An 18852-nucleotide genomic window follows, 5' to 3' on the forward strand; every position below is an offset into this window, starting at 1 on the left:
CCGGGAAGAACACGGCGAAGGCCCGCCGCATGGGGTGCGGCGGGCCTTTGTCGGCTCAGTGCGAGGTGTGTCAGATCGTTGCGAAGCCGTAGTTCAGGAGCTTCGTGGCGTCCGTCGCGCGCTGGGTGATGGAGGAGGAGGCGAGGACGGTACCGATGACCGTCTTGCCGTTGCGGGTCGCGGCGAAGACCAGGCAGTACTTGGCCTCGGGGCCGGAGCCGGTCTTGATGCCGATGGCGCCGCTGTAGCTGCTGAGCAGCGTGTTGGTGTTGGTCCAGGCACCCATGGTGCGGGTGGAACCGGTCTTGGTGATCGTCTTCGCCGTGTAGCTCTTCGTCTTGACGACCGTGCGGAACGTGGAGCTCTTCATCGCGCTGCTGGCGATCTTCGTCAGGTCGCGCGGCGTCGAGTAGTTGTTGCCGTTGCCGATGCCGTCGAAGGAGTCGAAGTGGGTGTGGGTCAGGCCCAGGTTCTTCGCGGCGGTGTTCATCTTGGAGATGAAGTTGGCGACGCGCTTGGCGCGGGTGGTGCCCGAGCCGTACGTGTCCGCGAGCGCGTAGGCGGCGTCGCAGCCGGAGGGCAGCATCAGCCCGTACAGCAGCTGGCGGACGGTGACCTTGTCGCCGACGATCAGGTGCGCCTGGGAGGCGTTGTTGGCGACGACGTAGTCGCTGTACGCCTTCTGGATCGTCACCTTCTTGTCGAGGTTCAGGTTCGACTGCGCGAGCACGACCTTGGCGGTCATGATCTTCGTGGTGGAGCCGGTGGACAACTGGGTGTCCGCCGCCTTCGTGTACAGCGTCTTCGCGTTCGCGTTGTTCATCACGTAGCCGCCCTTGGCCACGATCGAGGGCTTGGTGACGGCCTGCGCGGGAGCCGCGGTGAGGGCGCCGGTCGCGAGCATCGCGCCGGACGTGACGGCGACGGCGACGGCCCTGCGGAAGCTGGTGCCCTTAATACCGGTAATCAACTGAAATACCCCGAGTCGAGTCGAGTCGTAATGCCCCTGGCATGCGGCCGAGTTGGGGGTGCCAAAGCGGGTGGGGCCGCACGTGTGTGACACGTAAGTAGCACAGATGGTTGTGCGGTTGCTGAGGGCGATTTACATCACGTCCGGATGGTGGACGAAGGGGCTACTTGCGTACGTGTTGTATCTAAGCTGTAGGCATGAGCCTGGCCGTCAAGCAGCCCCCCGCCGCCGACCGCGTCTACTCCCATGTCAAGCAAGGCGTCCTGGACCGCCACTACGAAGGCGGCACGCTCCTCACCGAGGGCGAGCTGGCCGAGGCCGTCGGGGTCTCCCGCACCCCCGTCCGCGAGGCGCTGCTGCGCCTGGAGGCCGAGGGCCTGATCAAGCTCTACCCGAAGAAGGGCGCCATGGTGCTGCCCGTCTCCGCGCAGGAGATCGCGGACGTGGTCGAGACCCGGATGCTGGTGGAGGAACACGCGGTGCGCAAGGCCGTACCGGCGTCGGCGGGGCTGGTGGCCCGGCTGCAGGAACTGCTCGACCGGCAGAAGGCCGAGGCCGCCGCCGGTGACCTGGCCGCCGCGGCCGTCACGGACCGCTGCTTCCACGCCGCGATCGTCCGCGACGGCGGCAACGAGATCCTCTCCCGCCTCTACGACCAGTTGCGCGACCGCCAGCTGCGGATGGGCGTTGCGATCATGCACGCGCACCCCGACCGCATCGCCAAGTCGCTGACCGAGCACGAGGAGATCCTGGACGCGCTGCGCGCGGGGGATGCTGATCGCGCGGTCGGCCTTGTGCACCGGCACGTCGACTGGTTCGCGCACCTGGCGCGGGGTGAGGTCCGATGAGCCGCGGCAACGCGTTGCTGCCCGGTGATCCGCCGGGCGGTCGCCGGGCCGTCGCCGTCTGGTGCATAGGCGTCTCGGTCTACTTCGTCGCCGTCATCTTCCGTACGTCCCTCGGGGTCGCCGGTCTCGACGCGGCCGACCGCTTCCACGTGGGCGCCTCGGCCCTGTCCACGTTCTCGATCCTCCAGCTGCTGGTCTACGCCGGCATGCAGATACCTGTCGGCCTGCTGGTCGACCGCCTCGGCACGAAGAAGATGCTGACCATCGGCGCGGTGCTGTTCACCGTCGGACAGGTGGGCTTCGCCTTCTCCCCGTCGTACGGCACCGCGCTCGCCTCGCGTGCGTTGCTCGGCTGCGGTGACGCGATGACGTTCATCAGCGTGCTGCGGCTCGGCACCCGCTGGTTCCCGGCCCGGCGCGGCCCGCTCGTCGCCCAGCTCGCCGGTCTGGCCGGCATGGCGGGCAACCTGGTCTCCACGCTGGTCCTGGCCCGGCTGCTGCACGGCATCGGCTGGACCCCGGCGTTCGCGGGCAGCGCGTTGGCCGGGGCGGTCGTCCTGGTCCTCGTGTTCCTGTTCCTGAAGGACCACCCCGAGGGGTACGAGCCGGAGCCCTTCCCGCACCAGGGGGCGGCGTACGTACGGAAGCAGATCGCCGCGTCCTGGCGGGAGCCGGGGACCCGGCTGGGCCTGTGGGTGCACTTCACCACCCAGTTCCCGGCGATGGTGTTCCTGTTGCTGTGGGGGCTGCCGTTCCTGGTCCAGGCGCAGGGGCTGTCCCGTGCCACGGCCGGTGAGCTGCTGACCCTGGTCGTCCTCTGCAACATGGTGGTCGGCCTCGTCTACGGCCAGATCGTCGCCCGGCACCACATGGCGCGGCTGCCGCTGGCGCTGGGCACGGTCGGGGCGACGGCCGTGGTGTGGGCGGCGACGCTGGTGTATCCGGCCGACCATGCGCCGATGTGGCTGCTGGTGGTGCTGTGTGCGGTGCTGGGGGCGTGTGGGCCGGCGTCGATGATCGGCTTCGACTTCGCGCGTCCCGCCAATCCGCCGGAGCGGCAGGGGACCGCGTCCGGGATCACCAACATGGGTGGTTTCACGGCCTCGATGACGACGTTGTTCGTGGTGGGTGTGCTGCTGGATGCCACCGGCGACAACTACACGGTGGCCTTCTCGTGCGTGTTCGTGCTGCAGGCGCTGGGGGTGAGCCAGATTCTGCGGTTGCGGGGGCGGGCGGTTCGGCGGGAGCGGGAACGGTTGGTGGCGAGCCGGGTGGAGACGGTGCACGTGCCTGCGTGAGCGGTTTGTTCTCCCACCCGCGCACCACCCGTTCACCGTCGGCAGAGAGGCCGGGCGACCTGCGGGGGCGATCACCGTCGGCGGCTTTCCGCGCGTACGACGAGATCAGCCGCCCACCCGCCCGCCCACTCGCCCGCCCGCCCGCGCAAGCGAGCGAATCAGCTGGCGGTGCGAGTCGGTCGACCAGTCAGCGGCGCGAGTCGGTCGGTCAGCCCGCCGTGCGAGTCGTCAGCCGGCTGGCCGCCTGTGTGAGTCGGTCGGTGAGCCCGTGGCCTGTGCGAGTCGGTCAGTCGGGCGCCCGCCTGTGTGAGTCGGTCGGTGAGCCCGTGGCCTGTGTGAGTCGGTCAGCAGTCGGCTGGCCGCCTGGGCGAGTCGGTCGGTCTGCCGGCGGTGTGAGTCGGGCGGTCAGTGTGTCGTTGGTACGAGGGTGAGGTAGGTGTAGCCGAGGATGCCTCGGTACGTGAGCCATGCTGTTCTGTGGGTGTCCAGGCTCTCGCGGGTTTCCGCGGCCAGGGGGTGTTCCGGGTTGGCGGCCAGCCACACCTCCTTGTCCGCCTGGTAGCCCGACTCGAACTCCTCCCACTCTTCAAGGCTCGTCGTCTCGGTCCACTCGGGGCGGAAGCCCGCCTCCACCGCGAGGTCGACCAGGCCCGCCAGGTCGTGGTGGTCGGCGGCCGCCGCGCCCGGCCACATCCGGGCGAGTTCGGCGTCCGTCGGGGTGCGCTGCCAGTAGCCCTCGCCCAGCAGGACCCGTCCGCCGTCGGCCACCAGCCGCCGCAGCTCCCGCAGGGCCGTCACGAAGTCGTCGCTCAGCGCGTGACTGGCGCCGAGGCACAGCACCACGTCGGCCGGGCCGTACCCGGTCCCGGCCGCGGAATCCTCGACGAACTCCACCCGGCCGGCCAGCCCCCGCGCCTCGGCACCGCGCCGCCCCCGCTCCAGATCCTCCGCGTTCAGGTCCACTCCGACCCCACGCGCCTGCGGTACCGCATCCAGCAGCCGGAGCATCAGCTCACCCCAGCCGCAGCCGATGTCGAACACGCTCCCGGGGTTCGTGGCGGCGAGGCGGCTTACCATCCCGGCCGCGCGCGCCTCGGAGAGGGGACCGTGGAAGGTGAGCCGGGTGAGGCGGGGCGGGAGGCTGTCATGGGCTGCGGTGTCGGTCGTCATGCCGGGCACCGTAGGCTTCGACGGCCTGCGCAGGACACCGAATTAGCGGTGCCCAAGCCGCTGCCGCCGCCTACTGCGTGACCGCGAAGTTGCGCAGGATCGCCGCCGTCAGTTCCTGGTCGCCCTCCGCCTTCACCCGGTCCGCGACCGCGTCCGGGGTGGTGCGGCCGCAGGCCAGGCGGACGTAGGTCTCCCAGTCGAGGTTGAAGATGGCGGCGGGGCCGAGGGCGGGAGTGGTCTCCAGGGTGCCGCGGCCCTGGATGTCGATGCGGATGGTGCGCAGGAACTCGATCGGCCCGTGCACGTCGAAGATGACGGCCGAGCTGCGCGGCGCGTCGGCGTCGTTGGCGACCACCCGGGGCAGCTCACCGAGCAGTACGTCCCGGGCGATCTGCGCGCCGGGCGAGTCGAGGTTGCCCGGCCGGCCCAGCGCCGCCCGCAGGTCCTGCTCGTGCACCCACACGTTGAAGGCGTGGTTGCGCATGGCCTCTTCGAGGGTGATCTCCTTGCTCATCGGCCCGCGCACGAGGCGCCCCGGCTCCCGCGACTCGTTGCGCAGCTGGCGGTTGCGGCGGATGACCGTGTACTCCAGCTCCGAGGTCATCTCCGGCGCCGTGTGGTGGCGTCGTACGTCGACCTGCATCTCCATGTAGCGCTGGGCCTCGTTGGTGACGTGGTAAAGGTCGCGCGGCAGGGTGTGGATGGGGCGCGGGTCGCCGAGCATCTCGCAGTCCAGGCCGATGACATGGGAGACCACGTCCCGCACCGACCAGCCCGGGCACGGTGTCCGCCGGTTCCACTCGCCCTCGACAAGCGGCGTCACCAGCTCGGATATCGCTTCGATGGAGTGGGTCCAAGCGTCGGCGTAGGGCTGGAGGGTGGGATGCAGACTCACGGAACGGGACCCCTCGGCGGTCGGTACTCGGGCAGGTGGTGGCGGCGCTGCCAGTGGGAGGTGGCTGCTGTCGGCGGGTGTCTTGAGACGCTAAGTTACGCTGCTGTGAGGCACCCCGGCAGTGCTTTCGTGTGACGATCGTAGGCCCGTGTGGACGACTCGAATGCCAGGACGGTGGTAGTGTGCGCGCCTCGCTCATCCAGATCGACGTAAACGAGGGCGAATCGGTCGAATCTCGTCGGCGGCGTGTGACCGAGCTGGTGCGCGAGCAGGCGGATGCCGATCTCCTCGTACTGCCCGAGCTGTGGACGACCGGCGCGTTCGCCTACGAGGAGTTCGCGACGGAGGCCGAGCCGCTCGAAGGGCCGACGTACGAGGCGATGGCGAAGGCGGCGAGCGACGCGGGCGTGTGGCTGCACGCCGGCTCGATCCCCGAGCGTGACCCAGAGGGCCCCCTCTACAACACGGCTCTCGTCTTCTCCCCCTCCGGTGAGCTGGCCGCGGCCTACCGCAAGATCCACCGCTTCGGCTTCGACAAGGGCGAGGCGGTGCTGATGAGCGCGGGACGGGAGCTGGTGACGGTCCGGCTGCCCGAGACCACGCTGGGCGTGGCCACCTGCTACGACCTCCGTTTCCCCGAGCTCTTCCGCGGACTCGTCGACGCCGGCGCCGAGACGCTGGTGCTCTCGGCGGGCTGGCCCGAGCGGCGACGCGCGCACTGGACGCTGCTGGCCCAGGCGCGGGCGGTCGAGAACCAGGCGTTCGTGCTCGCGTGTGGAACGGCCGGGACGCACGCCGGGGTTCCCCAGGCGGGTCACTCGATCGTGGTCGATCCGTGGGGCGAGGTGCTGGCCGAGGCGGGCGCCGGCGAGGAGATCCTCACCGTCGACCTCGACCCGGCCAAGGTCGCCGCGACCCGTGAACAGTTCCCGGCCCTCAAGGACCGCCTCCTGGGCCTGGCCCCCCCGCGCCACCGCTGAGTCCGCTGGTCGTCCCCTACTCCTCGTCCTACTCCTCGTCCTTCTCCCGCTCCTTGCCGGCGAGGTGGATCACGCACACAGCCACGGCGATCAGCAGCGCCGGGTCCGCGTCGTCGCGTACGACGTCGACGCCGTAGGTCTCCCGTACGTGCAGCCAGCGCCGGGAGACCACGGCCAGCAGCTCACCGTCGTACTCGACGGCGAACTCCCGGTCGAGGATCTTGCCGCTGACGTCGAGTTCGGTGCCGTCGACCAGGTGGACCCGGTAGTGGTTGCGCAGGAGCGAGAGCCGCTTGCGTCTGATGGTCGCCAGGGGCTCGCCCTCGCGTTCGATCACCATGGTGTCGCGCAGGGCGAACATCTTCTGGTGGATGTCGACGAGCACGCGCCCGTGCCGGTCCTTCAGCTCGAACGTGTCCCGCACCCGCATGGCCTTGCCGTCGACGAGGAACACCTTGTCGCCGTGCTCGTCCTCGATCCAGTAGTCCTCGCCGAAGCCGAGGAGCCGGTCGCGTACCAGGAATCTCATGCGGTTACCGTTCCCCGGTGCGGCGGGATCATCACCGGACCGCGGCGAAAGAGGGCCACCGCTGCCGCCGAGCCGGTCCGGTGGGTGACCGGCACGGCGAGGGCCCCGCGCAGACAGCCCCGTGCACGAGCCGCATCCCCAGCTGGCCGGGCACTGGAATTCGGCGGGCCGAAGGGCGTCCTGCAGATGAACTCCACTCGTCTGCGGACAAGTTGCCCAACCCTTCGGGTGGGTCACGAGTCGGACGTTGGGCAAGGCACACAGCTCTGAACGTCCCTTTCGGAGGTTTCGCCCATGCTCTCTCGCCCCACCCGCCGCCGGGTGATCCGCGCCGCCTCGGCGGCGACGCTGGCCCTCGGCACGGCCCTGGCACTGCCGCTCACCCTGGCCGGTACCGCCGGTGCCGCCACGGCGCCGGCCACCGCCTCGGTCAACCGGTACGACTGGCAGCTCACCTACCAGGCAGCCGCCGGGCAGACCAACAAGGCCACCATCGCCGCGTCGCTCACCGCGGACCGCACGGGCATCACCTATGTGATCGAAGACGCCGTGCCCATCACCGCGGGCCATGACTGCGTCTACCCCGACAGCTCGGACCACACGACGGTCTCCTGCACGGTCACCAACGTCGACAGCCAGGACCCGTACGCCGCCCTCGCCGTGAACCTCGGCGACGGCAACGACGCGATCATGTACGAGAACTCCACCGATCAGATCTACTACTACGCCGAGATCTCCCTGGGCACCGGCAACGACCGGGCGGCCGACTACGGCCGCCTCGACGGCGCCTACGTCTCCGGCGGCACGGGCAACGACACCATCACCGTGGGCAAGGAGGGTCTCGCCTGGGGCGGCGAGGGCAACGACACGATCAACGCGAGCGGCGGCGACAACATCGTGCAGGGCGGCAAGGGCGACGACGTGCTGCGCGGCGGAGCCGGAGCCCAGTACCTGTCCGGCGACGACGGCAAGGACACCATCTCCGGCGGAACCGGCGCCGACACCCTGTACGGCGGGAAGGGCAACGACGTCCTGTACGGCAACAGCGGGAACGACAAGCTGTACGGCAACAGCGGCAACGACAGGCTGTACGGCGGTCCCGGCCGGGACACGCTCTCCGGCGGCCCCGGGACCGATGTGACCCACCAGGACTGACGGCCCGGCGCCCGCGCACCGGAACCGCCGGGCACGGGCGGTCGGCCGCCCACGGTCGACGAGCGCGGGAGCGCCGCGGGGACTGTCGGTCGGGGATGGCACTCTTGATTCATGAACGACGCATCCCCGGCGCCCACCCCGCGCCGTGCCCGTGTCCGCGCCCCCGAGCTGATCGGCGAGGGCGGCTGGCTGAACACAGGCGACAAGCAGTACACCCTCGCGGACCTGCGCGGGCGCATCGTCATCCTGGACTTCTGGACGTTCTGCTGCATCAACTGCCTGCACGTCCTGGACGAGCTGCGCGAGCTGGAGGAGCAGCACCGGAACACGGTGGTGATCATCGGGGTGCACTCGCCGAAGTTCGTGCACGAGGCGGAGCACCAGGCGGTCGTCGACGCCGTGGAGCGGTACGGCGTGGAGCACCCGGTGCTGGACGACCCGGAGCTCGCCACCTGGAAGCAGTACGCGGTGCGGGCCTGGCCGACGCTGGTCGTCGTCGACCCCGAGGGGTACGTCGTCGCCCAGCACGCCGGCGAGGGGCACGCGCACGCGATCGCGCGGCTGGTCGAGGAACTGGAGGCGGAGCACGAGGCGAAGGGCACCCTGCGGCGCGGCGACGGTCCGTACGTGCCGCCGGAGCCCGAGCCGACCGCGCTGCGCTTCCCCGGCAAGGCCCTGCTGCTGCCCTCGGGGAACTTCCTGGTCAGCGACACCACCCGGCACCAGCTGGTGGAGCTGGCCGAGGACGCGGAGACGGTCGTGCGGCGGCTCGGCTCCGGCACCCGCGGTTTCACCGACGGTACGGCGGGCACCGCGTCCTTCAACGAACCGCAGGGCCTCGCGCTCCTCGGCGACGGCTCGGTGGTCGTCGCCGACACCGTCAACCACGCCCTGCGCCGCCTGGATCCGGCCACCGGCGAGGTCACCACCCTCGCCGGCACGGGCCGCCAGTGGTGGCAGGGATCCCCGACCTCCGGTCCCGCCCGCGAGATCGATCTCTCCTCCCCCTGGGACGTGGCGGTCTTCGGCGGCAGGGTGTGGATCGCCATGGCCGGCGTGCACCAGCTGTGGGCGTACGACCCGGAGACCGGGACGGTCGCGGTAGCCGCCGGCACCACCAACGAGGGACTGGTCGACGGGCCGGCGGCCGAGGCCTGGTTCGCGCAGCCGTCCGGCCTCGCGGCCACCGCGGAGCGCCTCTGGCTCGCCGACTCCGAGACGAGCGCCCTGCGCTGGGTCGACCTGGACGGAGACGTCCACACGGCCGTCGGCACCGGCCTCTTCGACTTCGGCCACCGGGACGGCGCGGCCGGCCAGGCCCTGTTCCAGCACCCGCTGGGCGTGACGGCCCTGCCCGACGGCTCGGTCGCGGTGTCCGACACCTACAACCACGCGCTGCGCCGCTACGACCCGGCGACCGGCGAGGTCACCACGCTGGCGACGGACCTGAGAGAGCCGAGCGACGCGGTGCTGGCCGGCGACGACATCGTGGTGGTCGAGTCGGCCCGGCACCGCCTGACCCGGCTGCGGCTCCCCGAGGAGGCGGTCCGGGTGGAGTCGGTCGCCCACCGCACCCGGCGCGCGGCGACCGAGGTGGCTCCGGGCGGGCTCCGGCTGGACGTGATCTTCCAGGCCCCGCAGGGCCAGAAGCTGGACACCCGCTACGGCCCGTCCACCCGCCTGCTGGTGTCGTCGACCCCGCCGGAGCTGCTGCTCAAGGGCGAGGGCGCCGACACCGACCTGTCGAGAGAGCTGGAACTGAACCCGGCGATCCAGGAGGGCGTCCTGCACGTCTCGGCGATGGCAGCGAGCTGCGACGACGACCCTGCGAACGAGTACCCGGCCTGCCATGTGCACCAGCAGGACTGGGGAGTTCCGGTGCGGATCACGGAGGGTGGGGCGAACCGGCTTCCTCTGGTCCTGGCCGGGATGGATCAAGACGCCTAGGAACAGCGCCCCATAAGGGGCGCGGGGCTGTGTCGATTTGCGGCTGCCGCCGCGTGGGCGCGACCAGCCCCCACGCACCCGCGGACGAATGACGACCGGCTACCGCCTCCGCGGAACCAACTTGAACACCGCAACCCCGGCCGCCACCAGCGTCGTGGCCGCCACCACCATCGCCATGCTGTTGATCCACAGCCCGGTGGCGGCCAGGGTCGCACCACCCGCGCCCGCCGTGCCCGCGCCGATCACTCTGCCGTACATCGCATTTCTCCTAGGAGGGTTGAGGGAATCTCACGTCGCCACCCACTTCTCCTCGCTGCGGCGCACCAGCCCCCACAGCGAGGTGAAGTAGACGGCGTGCTGGAAGAGGTCGTAGAGCATCTCCGGGATCATCACCGCGGCGACCAGGACGGCCTTCGGTCCCGCGCGCCGTACGGAGACGGTCTTCTCGACGATGAAGATGAGGCCGATCGCCGTCCAGAACGGCGACAGGCCCGGCCAGCCGTACAGCGAGGTGTACGTGGTCATGAAGGTCAGGTAGATCAGGAAGGAGAGCGCGCCGAAGCCCATCAGGAACTGCTGCATGAAGTAGCGGGCGGTGACCCGGGTCCAGCCGTAGTCGCGGAGGTTCTCCAGCGCGCCGCGCTGCCACCGCAGCCGCTGGTGCCACAGCTTGGGCAGGGTGGGCATGACCTCGGTGGTGACCGCGCAGCCCGCCGGGGACATGGCCCGGTAGCCGAGGGTCTTGACCGCCTTGGTCATCTCGTCGTCCTCGGTGAGCGAGGCGAGGCTGTAGTAGCCGGTGCCGCCGCCGAGTTCGCCGGCGCGGCGGGCGGCGCGGACCTCGCGCAGCACGCGGGCGCGGAACATCGTGCCGGTGCCGGTGAGAACCTGGGCCCGGCCGCCGGTGCGTTCCAGTTCCCAGGCGTAGCGGTGGAACTCCATGCGCTGCAGCAGGCCGAGGAGGCCGCCGCCGTCCTCGCCGTAGAAGACCCCGCCGACCGCGCCGACCTTGCGGTTGAAGGTGGCGAGCGCGGTCTCGACGAACCAGGGGTTGAGGACGGTGTCGGCGTCCTGAACGAGGAGCAGGTCGCGGTCGTCCAGGTGCGGCAGCACCCAGGCGATGGCCTGGTTGAGGGCACCGGCCTTCTTGTGGGTGTTGCCCTGGGTGGGGAAGACCTGGGCGCCGTGGGCGGCGGCGACGCCCGCCGTGTCGTCGGTGCAGTTGTCGGCGACGACGACGATCAGGTCGGGACGCCGGGTCTGTTCCCAGAGTCCGTCGATCGCGTCGGAGATACGTTCCTGCTCGTTGTGGGCCGGGATCAGCACGGCGAGTCTGGGTCTGTCGCCGGGTCCCTCGGGGGCGGCGTGGGCACGGCGCGTGGCGTGACGGCGCACGGCTCGGTACCCCCTGTCGTGAAGGCCGTGGTGGATCCGGAATTCGTTATTCCGGACCCGTCAGTGATCCACAGTCTTCACGAAATCCGTACAACTCCGGTAGTTGAATGCTGTAACGGATTGCTCACGGTTGCCTGTGATGGCCCTGTGAGTGCCGCTGTGTCCGTTACGCGCCGTACCCACCGCCATGTGCAACTACCCTTCCAGGAACGCCACCAGTGCGTTCGCCAGCAGGAACGGGTCGTCGGCGCCGCACAGTTCGCGGGCGCTGTGCATGGAGAGGATGGCCACGCCGATGTCGACCGTCCGGATGCCGTGGCGGGCCGCGGTGATCGGGCCGATCGTGGTGCCGCAGGGCATGGAGTTGTTGGAGACGAAGTTCTGGAAGGGCACCCCGGCCTTCTCGCAGGCGGCGGCGAACACCGCACGGCCCGAACCGTCGGTCGCGTAGCGGTTGTTGACGTTGACCTTGAGGATCGGGCCGCCGTTGAGGCGGGGGTGGTGCGTCGGGTCGTGCCGCTCCGCGTAGTTGGGGTGGACGGCGTGACCGGTGTCGGAGGAGAGACAGACGGTCCCCGCGAAGGCTCTCGCCCGGTCCTCGTACGACCCGCCGCGCGCCAGCACCGAGCGCTCCAGCACACTGCCGAGCAGCGGCCCGTCCGCGCCGGTGTCCGACTGGGAGCCGGTCTCCTCGTGGTCGAAGGCGGCGAGGACGGGGATGTACGGCAGCTCCGCGCCGCCCGTCGCCAGGGCCGCCAGGGCCGCCGTACCGGCGTGCACGGACAGCAGGTTGTCCATCCGGGGGCCGGCCATCAGCTCCTGGTCGCGGCCCAGGTAGGCGGGCGGTTCGACGGCGTAGGTCATCAGGTCCCAGCCGGTCACCGAGCCGGCCGGCAGGCCCGACTCCTGCTCCAGGAAGGCGATCAGGTCGCCGTCGCGGACGTCGTCGCCGAGGCCCCAGATCGGCTGGAGGTGGCGCTGCTTGTCGAGCTTGAGGCCCTCGCTGCTGACCGAACGGTCCAGGTGGATGGCGAGCTGGGGCACCCGAAGCAGCGGGCGGTTCACGTCGACGAGGCGGGTGGAGCCGTCGCGCAGGCTGAGCCGGCCGGCCAGGCCCAGGTCCCGGTCGAGCCAGGAGTTCATGAGCGGTCCGCCGTAGATCTCCACGGCGACCTGGCGGAAGCCGTGCGCCCCGCTGTCCGGGCGGGGCTTCACCCGCAGGTTCGGGGAGTCGGTGTGGGCGCCGACGATCCGGAACGGCGTGTGGGGCGCGGCGCCCTCCGGGACGTACCAGGCGATGATCGCGCCGCCGCGCAGCACGTACCTGCCGCCGGACCCCGCGGCGGAAGCCGCTGATGTCTCCGTGTCCCAGGCGTCCGTCTCGTTGACCTGCCGGAAACCGGCCTTCTCCAGCCGTTCGCCGGCGTTCGCCACGGCGTGGTACGGCGTCGGGCCGGCCGCGAGGAAGGACATCAGGTCGTCGGTGTGGCCGCGATCGAAGCGGGAGGGTTCGCTCATGTACTTCACCTTAACGACGTACGGTGGCCCGCTCCCCGGAGAGGGAGCGGGCCACCGTGGCGGAACTCGGGTCGGTCAGAAAGCCGCCTCGTCCAGCTCCATCAGGTCGAGGTCGACGTCGGCCGCGATCTTGCGGGCCAGGGTGACGCCCGGCAGCACGTTGGCCGCGAAGAACTTCGCAGCCGCGATCTTGCCGGTGTAGAACGGCTTGTCCTTCGAAGAGGCCGTCTCCAGCTTCTCGGCGGCGATCGCGGCGCCCTTGAGCAGCAGGTAGCCGACGATCACGTCACCGGAGGCGAGCAGCAGGCGGCTGGTGTTCAGGCCCACCTTGTAGATGTTCTTGACGTCCTGCTCGGTGGCCGCGAGGTCGGTCAGCATCAGGCCGACGATCGCCTCCAGCTCGACGGCCGCCTTCGCGAGGTGCTCGCGGGCGCCCGCCAGCTCCTCGCCGCCGGTGCCGAGCGCCAGGAACTTCTTGATGTCCTCGGCGAGGGAGTTCAGCGCCGCGCCCTGGTTGCGGACGATCTTCCGGAAGAAGAAGTCCTGGCCCTGGATGGCGGTGGTGCCCTCGTAGAGGGTGTCGATCTTGGCGTCGCGGATGTACTGCTCGATCGGGTACTCCTGCAGGAAGCCGGAGCCGCCGAAGGTCTGCAGCGACTGGGCGAGCTGCTCGTAGCCCTTCTCGGAGCCGTAGCCCTTGACGATCGGCAGGAGCAGGTCGTTCAGCGCGTGCTCGGCCTTCGGGTCCTCGCCGTTCGCCTCCTTGACGGCGATGGCGTCCTGGACCGAGGCGGTGTAGAGGACGAGGGCGCGCATGCCCTCGGCGTACGCCTTCTGCGTGATCAGCGAGCGGCGGACGTCGGGGTGGTGGGTGATGGTGACCTTGGGCGCGGACTTGTCCAGGAAGTTCGCGAGGTCCGGACCCTGGACGCGCTCCTTGGCGTACTCCAGGGCGTTCAGGTAACCCGTGGACAGCGTCGAGATGGCCTTCGTGCCGACCATCATCCGGGCGAACTCGATGATCCGGAACATCTGGCGGATGCCCTCGTGCTTGTCACCGATCAGCCAGCCCTTGGCCGGGTGGCGGTCGCCGAAGGTCATCTCGCAGGTGTTGGAGGCCTTCAGGCCCATCTTGTGCTCGACGTTCGTCGCGTAGACGCCGTTGCGCTCGCCCAGCTCGCCGGTCTCGAAGTCGAACAGGTACTTCGGGACGAGGAAGAGGGAGAGCCCCTTCGTACCCGGTCCTGCACCCTCGGGGCGGGCCAGCACGTAGTGGAGGATGTTCTCCTCCATGTCGTGCTCACCGGAGGTGATGAAGCGCTTCACGCCCTCGATGTGCCAGGAGCCGTCCTCCTGCTGGACCGCCTTGGTACGGCCGGCGCCGACGTCCGAACCCGCGTCGGGCTCGGTGAGCACCATGGTCGAACCCCAGGTCCGGTCCACGGCGAGCTGCGCCCACTTCTTCTGCTCCTCGGTGCCCTCGTCGAAGAGGATGCGGGCGAACGCCGGGCCGGAGGAGTACATCCACACAGCCGGGTTGGCGCCGAGGACCAGCTCCGCGTACGACCAGATCAGCGACGGCGGGGCGGTGGTGCCGCCGATCTCCTCGGGCAGGCCCAGGCGCCAGTACTCGGAGTCCATGAAGGCCTTGTAGCTCTTCTTGAAGGACGCCGGGACCGGGGCGGTGTTGGTCTCCGGGTCGAAGACCGGGGGGTTGCGGTCGGCGTCGGCGAAGGACTCCGCCAGCTCGTTCTCGGCGAGCCGGGTCAGCTCCTCCAGGACGGTCTTCGCGGTGTCGGTGTCCATCTCGGCGAACGGGCCGGTGCCGTACAGCTTGTCGCGCCCGAGCACTTCGAACAGGTTGAATTCGATGTCGCGGAGGTTGGACTTGTAGTGCCCCATGGTGACGGCTCCGTATCCGGATCGGCGAGGCACTGGATCCTCGCGCAAGCTTTCACATACCAACGAGTAGACACGATGATGCTACCCGTCGGTAATAAGACGCAACCCCCACCGGGTGAAGTGTGAGAAGGGTCTACCTTCCCGCAGACACCGCGTGTCTCGGTAGGCTTGCGCGCATGTATGGATACGGCCAGCCCATGGACGGTGGGGCCGCTCAGCAGCAGTACGCCTCGTCGCAGCAGCAGATGGCCGGCGGGCTCGGCGGGTACGGCCAGCAGTCGCCGCTCTACCCCGAGCCGTCCCCGCCCTCGCTCGCGGACGCGGTACGCGCCTTCACCACGGGCCAGGTGACCGCCGAGGACTTCCAGCAGGTCTTCGCCACGTCCAAGGTGTACTGCCCGCGCGGCGACAATCCCGGGTTCCTGGCCCTGCACAACACCCAGCAGCCGGTGATCCCCATGTTCACCTCGCTGAAGGAGTTGCGCCGGTACGCGGGCAAGGAGTCCAAGTACTTCGTGATCACCGGCGCGGAGGTCATCGACCTCCTCCCGACCGGCTACGGCTTCGTCCTGGACATGGAGGGCGAGCACCGCATGGTGTTCGACGCCAAGGCGGTCGAGCAGATGGTGGAATTCGCGATGCGCCGGATGTACGGCTAGGCACCACCCCCGGGACTCGGCCCTCCGGGCATCTCCCTCCGAAAACTCACCCCCTCTTTGTCACAGCCATGCCATAGGCTGCTTCAGGCAGCCGCGCCCCGCGCGCAACCGCTCTTCCGCGGTCGTGTCCGGGTGCCGCGCGGCGCTCTCGTCAACCCGGCGCATCCGGGTTCTCACTGGGGGTTTCATCACTGTGCGCATGCGCAGCACTTCGGTCGCGACGGCGCTCGCGGTCGTCTTCAGCTCGGCGGCGCTGAGCGTCGTGGCGGCGGGGACCGCCTCGGCGGCCGCCACCACCGTCACCGACATCGGCGGTTTCGTCGTGGACGGCGCCATCCAGCGGGTGTTCGTCGGCGACGCGGCGAACGGCCGGATCGTCGCCTCCGACTACAGCGGCACCCTCGTCGACTCCGACTCCGGTCTCGGCAGCGTCAGCGACCTGGCCCTGTCGGACGACGGCAGCACCCTGTACGCGGCCCTGCCCAACACCCACCAGATCCTCGCCCTCGACGCGGCCACCCTGGACGTCAAGGCCTCGTACGACATCCCGACCGGCACCGGCCCCCGCCACCTGGCCTTCGCCGGCGGCAAGGCGTGGTTCTCGTACGGCGACCAGTGGGACGGCGACATCGGCTCCATCGACCCGACGGTGGATCCGGCGGGCGGGACCGACCCGGTCGCGATGACGCAGTTCCCCACCGAGGGCACCTCGATCGGCATCTGGGGCCAGGGGCTGCTGGACACCGACCCGACCCGGCCGGGCCTGCTGGCCGTCGGGGAGACCGGCATCTCCACCGACTCCATGGCCGTCCTCGACGTCTCGGACGGGACCGCTGAGGTCACCGCCTGGTACCAGGGCGACTACACCCTGAACGACGGCATCTCGGACATCGACCTGGTGCCCGGCGCCGACCAGGTGCTGGTCAACGGCACCGACCGGGACGCGTGGGCGGACGGCAAGTTCAGCAGGGCCGGCTCCTACCCCGGCGCGTGGGGTGCCGACGTCGCGCCGAACGGGCTGGTCGCCCAGTTCAACGCCGGCAAGGTCGCGGTCTACAAGCCCAACACCATCACGCCGCTGCGCACCTACAGCCTCGGCACCTCGACCGACTACGCCACCGGCAACCTGCGTTGGGCGCCGGACTCCTCGCGGATCTTCGCGCTGGCGCCGAACGGCGGCTCCTACACGCTCACGGTCCTGGGCCAGCCGACGCTCAACGTGCCGACGCTCACGGTCAACGCCCCGAGCTCGGCGCCCCGCGCCAAGAAGCTCACCGTCACCGGCAAGCTCTCGGCGACGGTCCCGCTGCCCGCCGGTGCCAAGCTCTCCGTGACCCGCACCGACGTCGAGAGCCCCAACGGCAAGACGCTCGCCGCCGTCACCGTCGCGGCGGACGGCACGTACTCCTTCACCGACACCCCGCCGGCCGGCGGCACGGTCACGTACAAGGTGACCTACGCGGGCGACGCCGACCACGCCGCGGCCACCGCCTCCGACAAGGTCACGGTCTCCCGTGCGGCCACGAGCCTGAGCCTGAACAACAACGGCAAGCTGTACAACTACAGCGCCGACGTCAAGTTCACCGCGCACCTGGGCACGACGTACAAGAACCGCTCGGTCAAGATCTACGCCGACCCCTTCGGCGGCGACAAGCCGAAGAAGCTGATCAAGACCGGCAAGGTGGACTCCCACGGGAACATCGCCGCCTGGGTCGACATGACCCGCGACACGGCCGTCTCCGCGGTCTTCGACGGCGACGCCCGCTACGCGCCGAAGACCGTCAAGGTCACGGCGTACGCGCGGGTCAAGATCTCCATGGCCGTCTCCAAGCACTACAAGACGGCGAAGATCGGTTCGACGTCGTACTACTGGTTCCACAAGAACACCGACCCGGTTCTGACCACCACCATGACCTACTACCCGGGCCGTGAGCAGCGCCTGGACGTGCAGGTCTACTACCAGGGGACCTGGTACGCGACGGACTCCGAGTACTTCCCGGTCGCCTCGAACGGCAAGTCGGGCGTGCGCCTCGGAGCGCCGGGCGAGTCCGGGATCCGGGCGCGGGTGCGGTCCGTGTACGTCAACGGCTCGTCCGGCGACAGCGTGAACTCCACGACGTACGGCGGGTGGAAGTACCTCTACTTCAGCAACTGATCCACAACTGATCCACCGATCGGGGGATGGCCGGGCCCGGAGGGAATGTCCTCCGGGCCTTCGCCGTTAGGGGTGGCAGAAAGTTCAACGCTCAACTAAAGTGGGCGCACAAGGAGGAGCCAACATGCCTGCAGTGACCGTCGAGAATCCGTTGACCCTGCCCCGGGTGGCCGCACCGGCCGACGCCGTGGCCCGTCCCGTGCTCGCCGTCACGACCGCGCCGAGCGGTTTCGAGGGCGAGGGTTTCCCGGTGCGCCGGGCGTTCGCGGGGATCAACTACCGCCACCTCGACCCGTTCATCATGATGGACCAGATGGGTGAGGTGGAGTACGCGCCGGGCGAGCCCAAGGGCACCCCCTGGCACCCGCACCGTGGCTTCGAGACCGTCACCTACATCATCGACGGCATCTTCGACCACCAGGACAGCCAGGGCGGCGGCGGCACCATCACCAACGGCGACACCCAGTGGATGACGGCCGGCTCCGGTCTCCTCCACATCGAGGCCCCGCCGGAGTCCCTCGTCGTGTCCGGCGGTCTCTTCCACGGCCTCCAGCTGTGGGTGAACCTCCCGGCCAAGGACAAGATGATGGCGCCGAGGTATCAGGACATCCGTGGCGGCCAGGTGCAGCTGCTGACGACCCCCGACGGTGGTGCGCTGCTGCGCGTCATCGCGGGCGAGCTGGACGGCCAAGCCGGCCCCGGCATCACGCACACCCCGATCACCATGATCCACGCGACGGTCGCCCCGGGCGCCGAGGTCACGCTGCCCTGGCGCGAGGACTTCAACGGCCTCGCCTACGTGCTGGCCGGCAAGGGCTCGGTGGGCGCCGAACGCCGCCCGATCCACATGGGCCAGACCGCTGTCTTCGGCGCGGGTTCGTCCCTCACCGTCCGCGCGGACGAGAAGCAGGACTCGCACACGCCGGACCTCGAGGTCGTGCTGCTCGGCGGAGAGCCGATCCGTGAGCCGATGGCCCACTACGGCCCGTTCGTCATGAACACCAAGGACGAGCTCATGCAGGCCTTCGAGGACTTCCAGAAGGGCCGCCTGGGCACGATCCCGGCAGTACACGGCATGACGGAAACCGGCCCGCAGGCATAAGCAACGGACCCACCCGGGAGGCCTGACGCAACCAAGCGCCAGGCCTCCCGGCCTTCGCCCCACCCCTACCCCCCACCAATCCGCCTCCCCACCCGAGTCGCCTTCCGCCCTGCGACCTCGTTTCTCCACCGCCCGAGTGGCCTCCCGGCCTGCGACCTCGTTTCTTCGTCGCCCGAGTGGCCTCCCGGCCTGCGACCTCGTTTCTTCGTCGCAAGAGTCGCCTTCCTCTCTTCGGCCTCGCTTCTTCGTTGGCCGAGTCGGGTGGTGGGTGGGCATGGGATTTGGGGGTCCAGGGGGCGGAGCCCCCTGGTACGGCCGGTGGGGGGCGT

16 protein-coding genes are annotated in these 18852 nt (G+C 69.8%); 8 read left to right on the forward strand and 8 right to left on the reverse strand.

The genetic code is table 11. From position 1 onward, the window contains the following. Window positions 1–70 precede the first annotated feature (70 nt). Window positions 71–970: a D-alanyl-D-alanine carboxypeptidase family protein gene (locus tag ACFWPS_RS11600; RefSeq protein WP_383703587.1), complete on the reverse strand. Its 900-nt coding sequence runs from the start codon at window positions 968–970 to the stop codon at window positions 71–73. 197 nt (window positions 971–1167) lie between these two features. On the opposite strand from ACFWPS_RS11600, the gene ACFWPS_RS11605 reads away from it, so the two are divergent. Together ACFWPS_RS11605 and ACFWPS_RS11610 are read left to right on the forward strand one after the other, a co-directional pair. Continuing rightward, complete coding sequence (locus ACFWPS_RS11605; protein ID WP_351486415.1) at window positions 1168–1818, forward strand: GntR family transcriptional regulator; 651 nt, start codon at window positions 1168–1170, stop codon at window positions 1816–1818. Beyond that, window positions 1815–3116 carry a nitrate/nitrite transporter gene (locus ACFWPS_RS11610; RefSeq protein WP_383703589.1) on the forward strand — a complete coding sequence of 434 codons (1302 nt, stop codon included), beginning with the start codon at window positions 1815–1817 and terminating at the stop codon, window positions 3114–3116. Before ACFWPS_RS11605 ends, ACFWPS_RS11610 begins: the two co-directional genes overlap by 4 nt. Window positions 3117–3521: 405 nt before the next feature. Here ACFWPS_RS11610 and ACFWPS_RS11615 read toward each other — a convergent pair whose 3' ends face one another. Next, a complete protein-coding gene (locus tag ACFWPS_RS11615; RefSeq protein WP_383703592.1) occupies window positions 3522–4286 on the reverse strand; it encodes an SAM-dependent methyltransferase in 765 nt (254 codons plus the stop codon). Between the two features lie 70 nt (window positions 4287–4356). Further along, the gene (locus tag ACFWPS_RS11620; RefSeq protein ID WP_383703594.1) at window positions 4357–5181 is read right to left on the reverse strand and encodes a maleylpyruvate isomerase family mycothiol-dependent enzyme; all 825 of its coding nucleotides are present in this window, start codon (window positions 5179–5181) and stop codon (window positions 4357–4359) included. 182 nt (window positions 5182–5363) lie between these two features. Here ACFWPS_RS11620 and ACFWPS_RS11625 point away from each other — a divergent pair, with 182 nt between their 5' ends. After that, window positions 5364–6161 carry a carbon-nitrogen family hydrolase gene (locus ACFWPS_RS11625; protein WP_383703596.1) on the forward strand — a complete coding sequence of 266 codons (798 nt, stop codon included), beginning with the start codon at window positions 5364–5366 and terminating at the stop codon, window positions 6159–6161. A gap of 28 nt (window positions 6162–6189) precedes the next feature. Here the strand turns inward: ACFWPS_RS11625 and ACFWPS_RS11630 are convergent, their stop codons facing one another. Beyond that, on the reverse strand, window positions 6190–6690 hold the full coding sequence (locus ACFWPS_RS11630) for an LURP-one-related/scramblase family protein (protein WP_383703599.1): 501 nt from the start codon (window positions 6688–6690) through the stop codon (window positions 6190–6192). Window positions 6691–6984: 294 nt separating this feature from the next. Here ACFWPS_RS11630 and ACFWPS_RS11635 point away from each other — a divergent pair, with 294 nt between their 5' ends. After that, window positions 6985–7845 carry a calcium-binding protein gene (locus tag ACFWPS_RS11635; protein WP_383703601.1) on the forward strand — a complete coding sequence of 287 codons (861 nt, stop codon included), beginning with the start codon at window positions 6985–6987 and terminating at the stop codon, window positions 7843–7845. A gap of 111 nt (window positions 7846–7956) precedes the next feature. Continuing rightward, complete coding sequence (locus tag ACFWPS_RS11640; RefSeq protein ID WP_383703603.1) at window positions 7957–9792, forward strand: NHL domain-containing thioredoxin family protein; 1836 nt, start codon at window positions 7957–7959, stop codon at window positions 9790–9792. Window positions 9793–9891: 99 nt separating this feature from the next. Here the strand turns inward: ACFWPS_RS11640 and ACFWPS_RS11645 are convergent, their stop codons facing one another. From ACFWPS_RS11645 to ACFWPS_RS11660, 4 genes are all read right to left on the reverse strand, one after another. Then, window positions 9892–10050: a hypothetical protein gene (locus ACFWPS_RS11645; RefSeq protein WP_294008171.1), complete on the reverse strand. Its 159-nt coding sequence runs from the start codon at window positions 10048–10050 to the stop codon at window positions 9892–9894. Window positions 10051–10080: 30 nt separating this feature from the next. Beyond that, window positions 10081–11187, reverse strand: a complete 1107-nt coding sequence (locus ACFWPS_RS11650) for a glycosyltransferase (protein ID WP_383703605.1) — start codon at window positions 11185–11187, stop codon at window positions 10081–10083. A gap of 195 nt (window positions 11188–11382) precedes the next feature. Then, on the reverse strand, window positions 11383–12705 hold the full coding sequence (locus ACFWPS_RS11655) for a M18 family aminopeptidase (RefSeq protein ID WP_383703607.1): 1323 nt from the start codon (window positions 12703–12705) through the stop codon (window positions 11383–11385). 75 nt (window positions 12706–12780) lie between these two features. Continuing rightward, window positions 12781–14607, reverse strand: a complete 1827-nt coding sequence (locus tag ACFWPS_RS11660; RefSeq protein WP_383703610.1) for an acyl-CoA dehydrogenase — start codon at window positions 14605–14607, stop codon at window positions 12781–12783. A 176-nt stretch (window positions 14608–14783) separates the two neighbouring features. Between ACFWPS_RS11660 and ACFWPS_RS11665 the strand changes: the two genes are divergently transcribed. The 3 genes from ACFWPS_RS11665 to ACFWPS_RS11675 all read left to right on the forward strand — a co-directional run bounded on the left by ACFWPS_RS11665 (window position 14784) and on the right by ACFWPS_RS11675 (window position 18523). Further along, window positions 14784–15266 (forward strand): SseB family protein, encoded by a 483-nt coding sequence (locus ACFWPS_RS11665; protein ID WP_383703612.1) that lies wholly within the window; start codon window positions 14784–14786, stop codon window positions 15264–15266. A gap of 199 nt (window positions 15267–15465) precedes the next feature. After that, the gene (locus ACFWPS_RS11670; protein WP_383703614.1) at window positions 15466–17421 is read left to right on the forward strand and encodes an Ig-like domain repeat protein; all 1956 of its coding nucleotides are present in this window, start codon (window positions 15466–15468) and stop codon (window positions 17419–17421) included. 124 nt (window positions 17422–17545) lie between these two features. Next, window positions 17546–18523, forward strand: a complete 978-nt coding sequence (locus tag ACFWPS_RS11675; protein WP_383703616.1) for a pirin family protein — start codon at window positions 17546–17548, stop codon at window positions 18521–18523. Window positions 18524–18852: the final 329 nt, after the last annotated feature.

Origin of the sequence: Streptomyces sp. NPDC058457 (genome assembly GCF_042720695.1) — a bacterium.
Classification (GTDB): Bacteria; Actinomycetota; Actinomycetes; order Streptomycetales; family Streptomycetaceae; genus Streptomyces.

Excerpts from the sequence above, each read along its gene's own strand:
- ACFWPS_RS11610 (WP_383703589.1), top strand. The coding sequence starts at position 1,815 with ATGAGCCGCGGCAACGCGTTGCTGCCCGGTGATCCGCCGGGCGGTCGC.
- ACFWPS_RS11635 (WP_383703601.1), top strand. The coding sequence starts at position 6,985 with ATGCTCTCTCGCCCCACCCGCCGCCGGGTGATCCGCGCCGCCTCGGCG.
- ACFWPS_RS11670 (WP_383703614.1), top strand. The coding sequence starts at position 15,466 with ATGCGCAGCACTTCGGTCGCGACGGCGCTCGCGGTCGTCTTCAGCTCG.
- ACFWPS_RS11615 (WP_383703592.1), bottom strand. The coding sequence starts at position 4,286 with ATGACGACCGACACCGCAGCCCATGACAGCCTCCCGCCCCGCCTCACC.
- ACFWPS_RS11645 (WP_294008171.1), bottom strand. The coding sequence starts at position 10,050 with ATGTACGGCAGAGTGATCGGCGCGGGCACGGCGGGCGCGGGTGGTGCG.
- ACFWPS_RS11660 (WP_383703610.1), bottom strand. The coding sequence starts at position 14,607 with ATGGGGCACTACAAGTCCAACCTCCGCGACATCGAATTCAACCTGTTC.
- ACFWPS_RS11640 (WP_383703603.1), top strand. The coding sequence starts at position 7,957 with ATGAACGACGCATCCCCGGCGCCCACCCCGCGCCGTGCCCGTGTCCGC.
- ACFWPS_RS11655 (WP_383703607.1), bottom strand. The coding sequence starts at position 12,705 with ATGAGCGAACCCTCCCGCTTCGATCGCGGCCACACCGACGACCTGATG.
- ACFWPS_RS11630 (WP_383703599.1), bottom strand. The coding sequence starts at position 6,690 with ATGAGATTCCTGGTACGCGACCGGCTCCTCGGCTTCGGCGAGGACTAC.
- ACFWPS_RS11605 (WP_351486415.1), top strand. The coding sequence starts at position 1,168 with ATGAGCCTGGCCGTCAAGCAGCCCCCCGCCGCCGACCGCGTCTACTCC.
- ACFWPS_RS11665 (WP_383703612.1), top strand. The coding sequence starts at position 14,784 with ATGTATGGATACGGCCAGCCCATGGACGGTGGGGCCGCTCAGCAGCAG.
- ACFWPS_RS11675 (WP_383703616.1), top strand. The coding sequence starts at position 17,546 with ATGCCTGCAGTGACCGTCGAGAATCCGTTGACCCTGCCCCGGGTGGCC.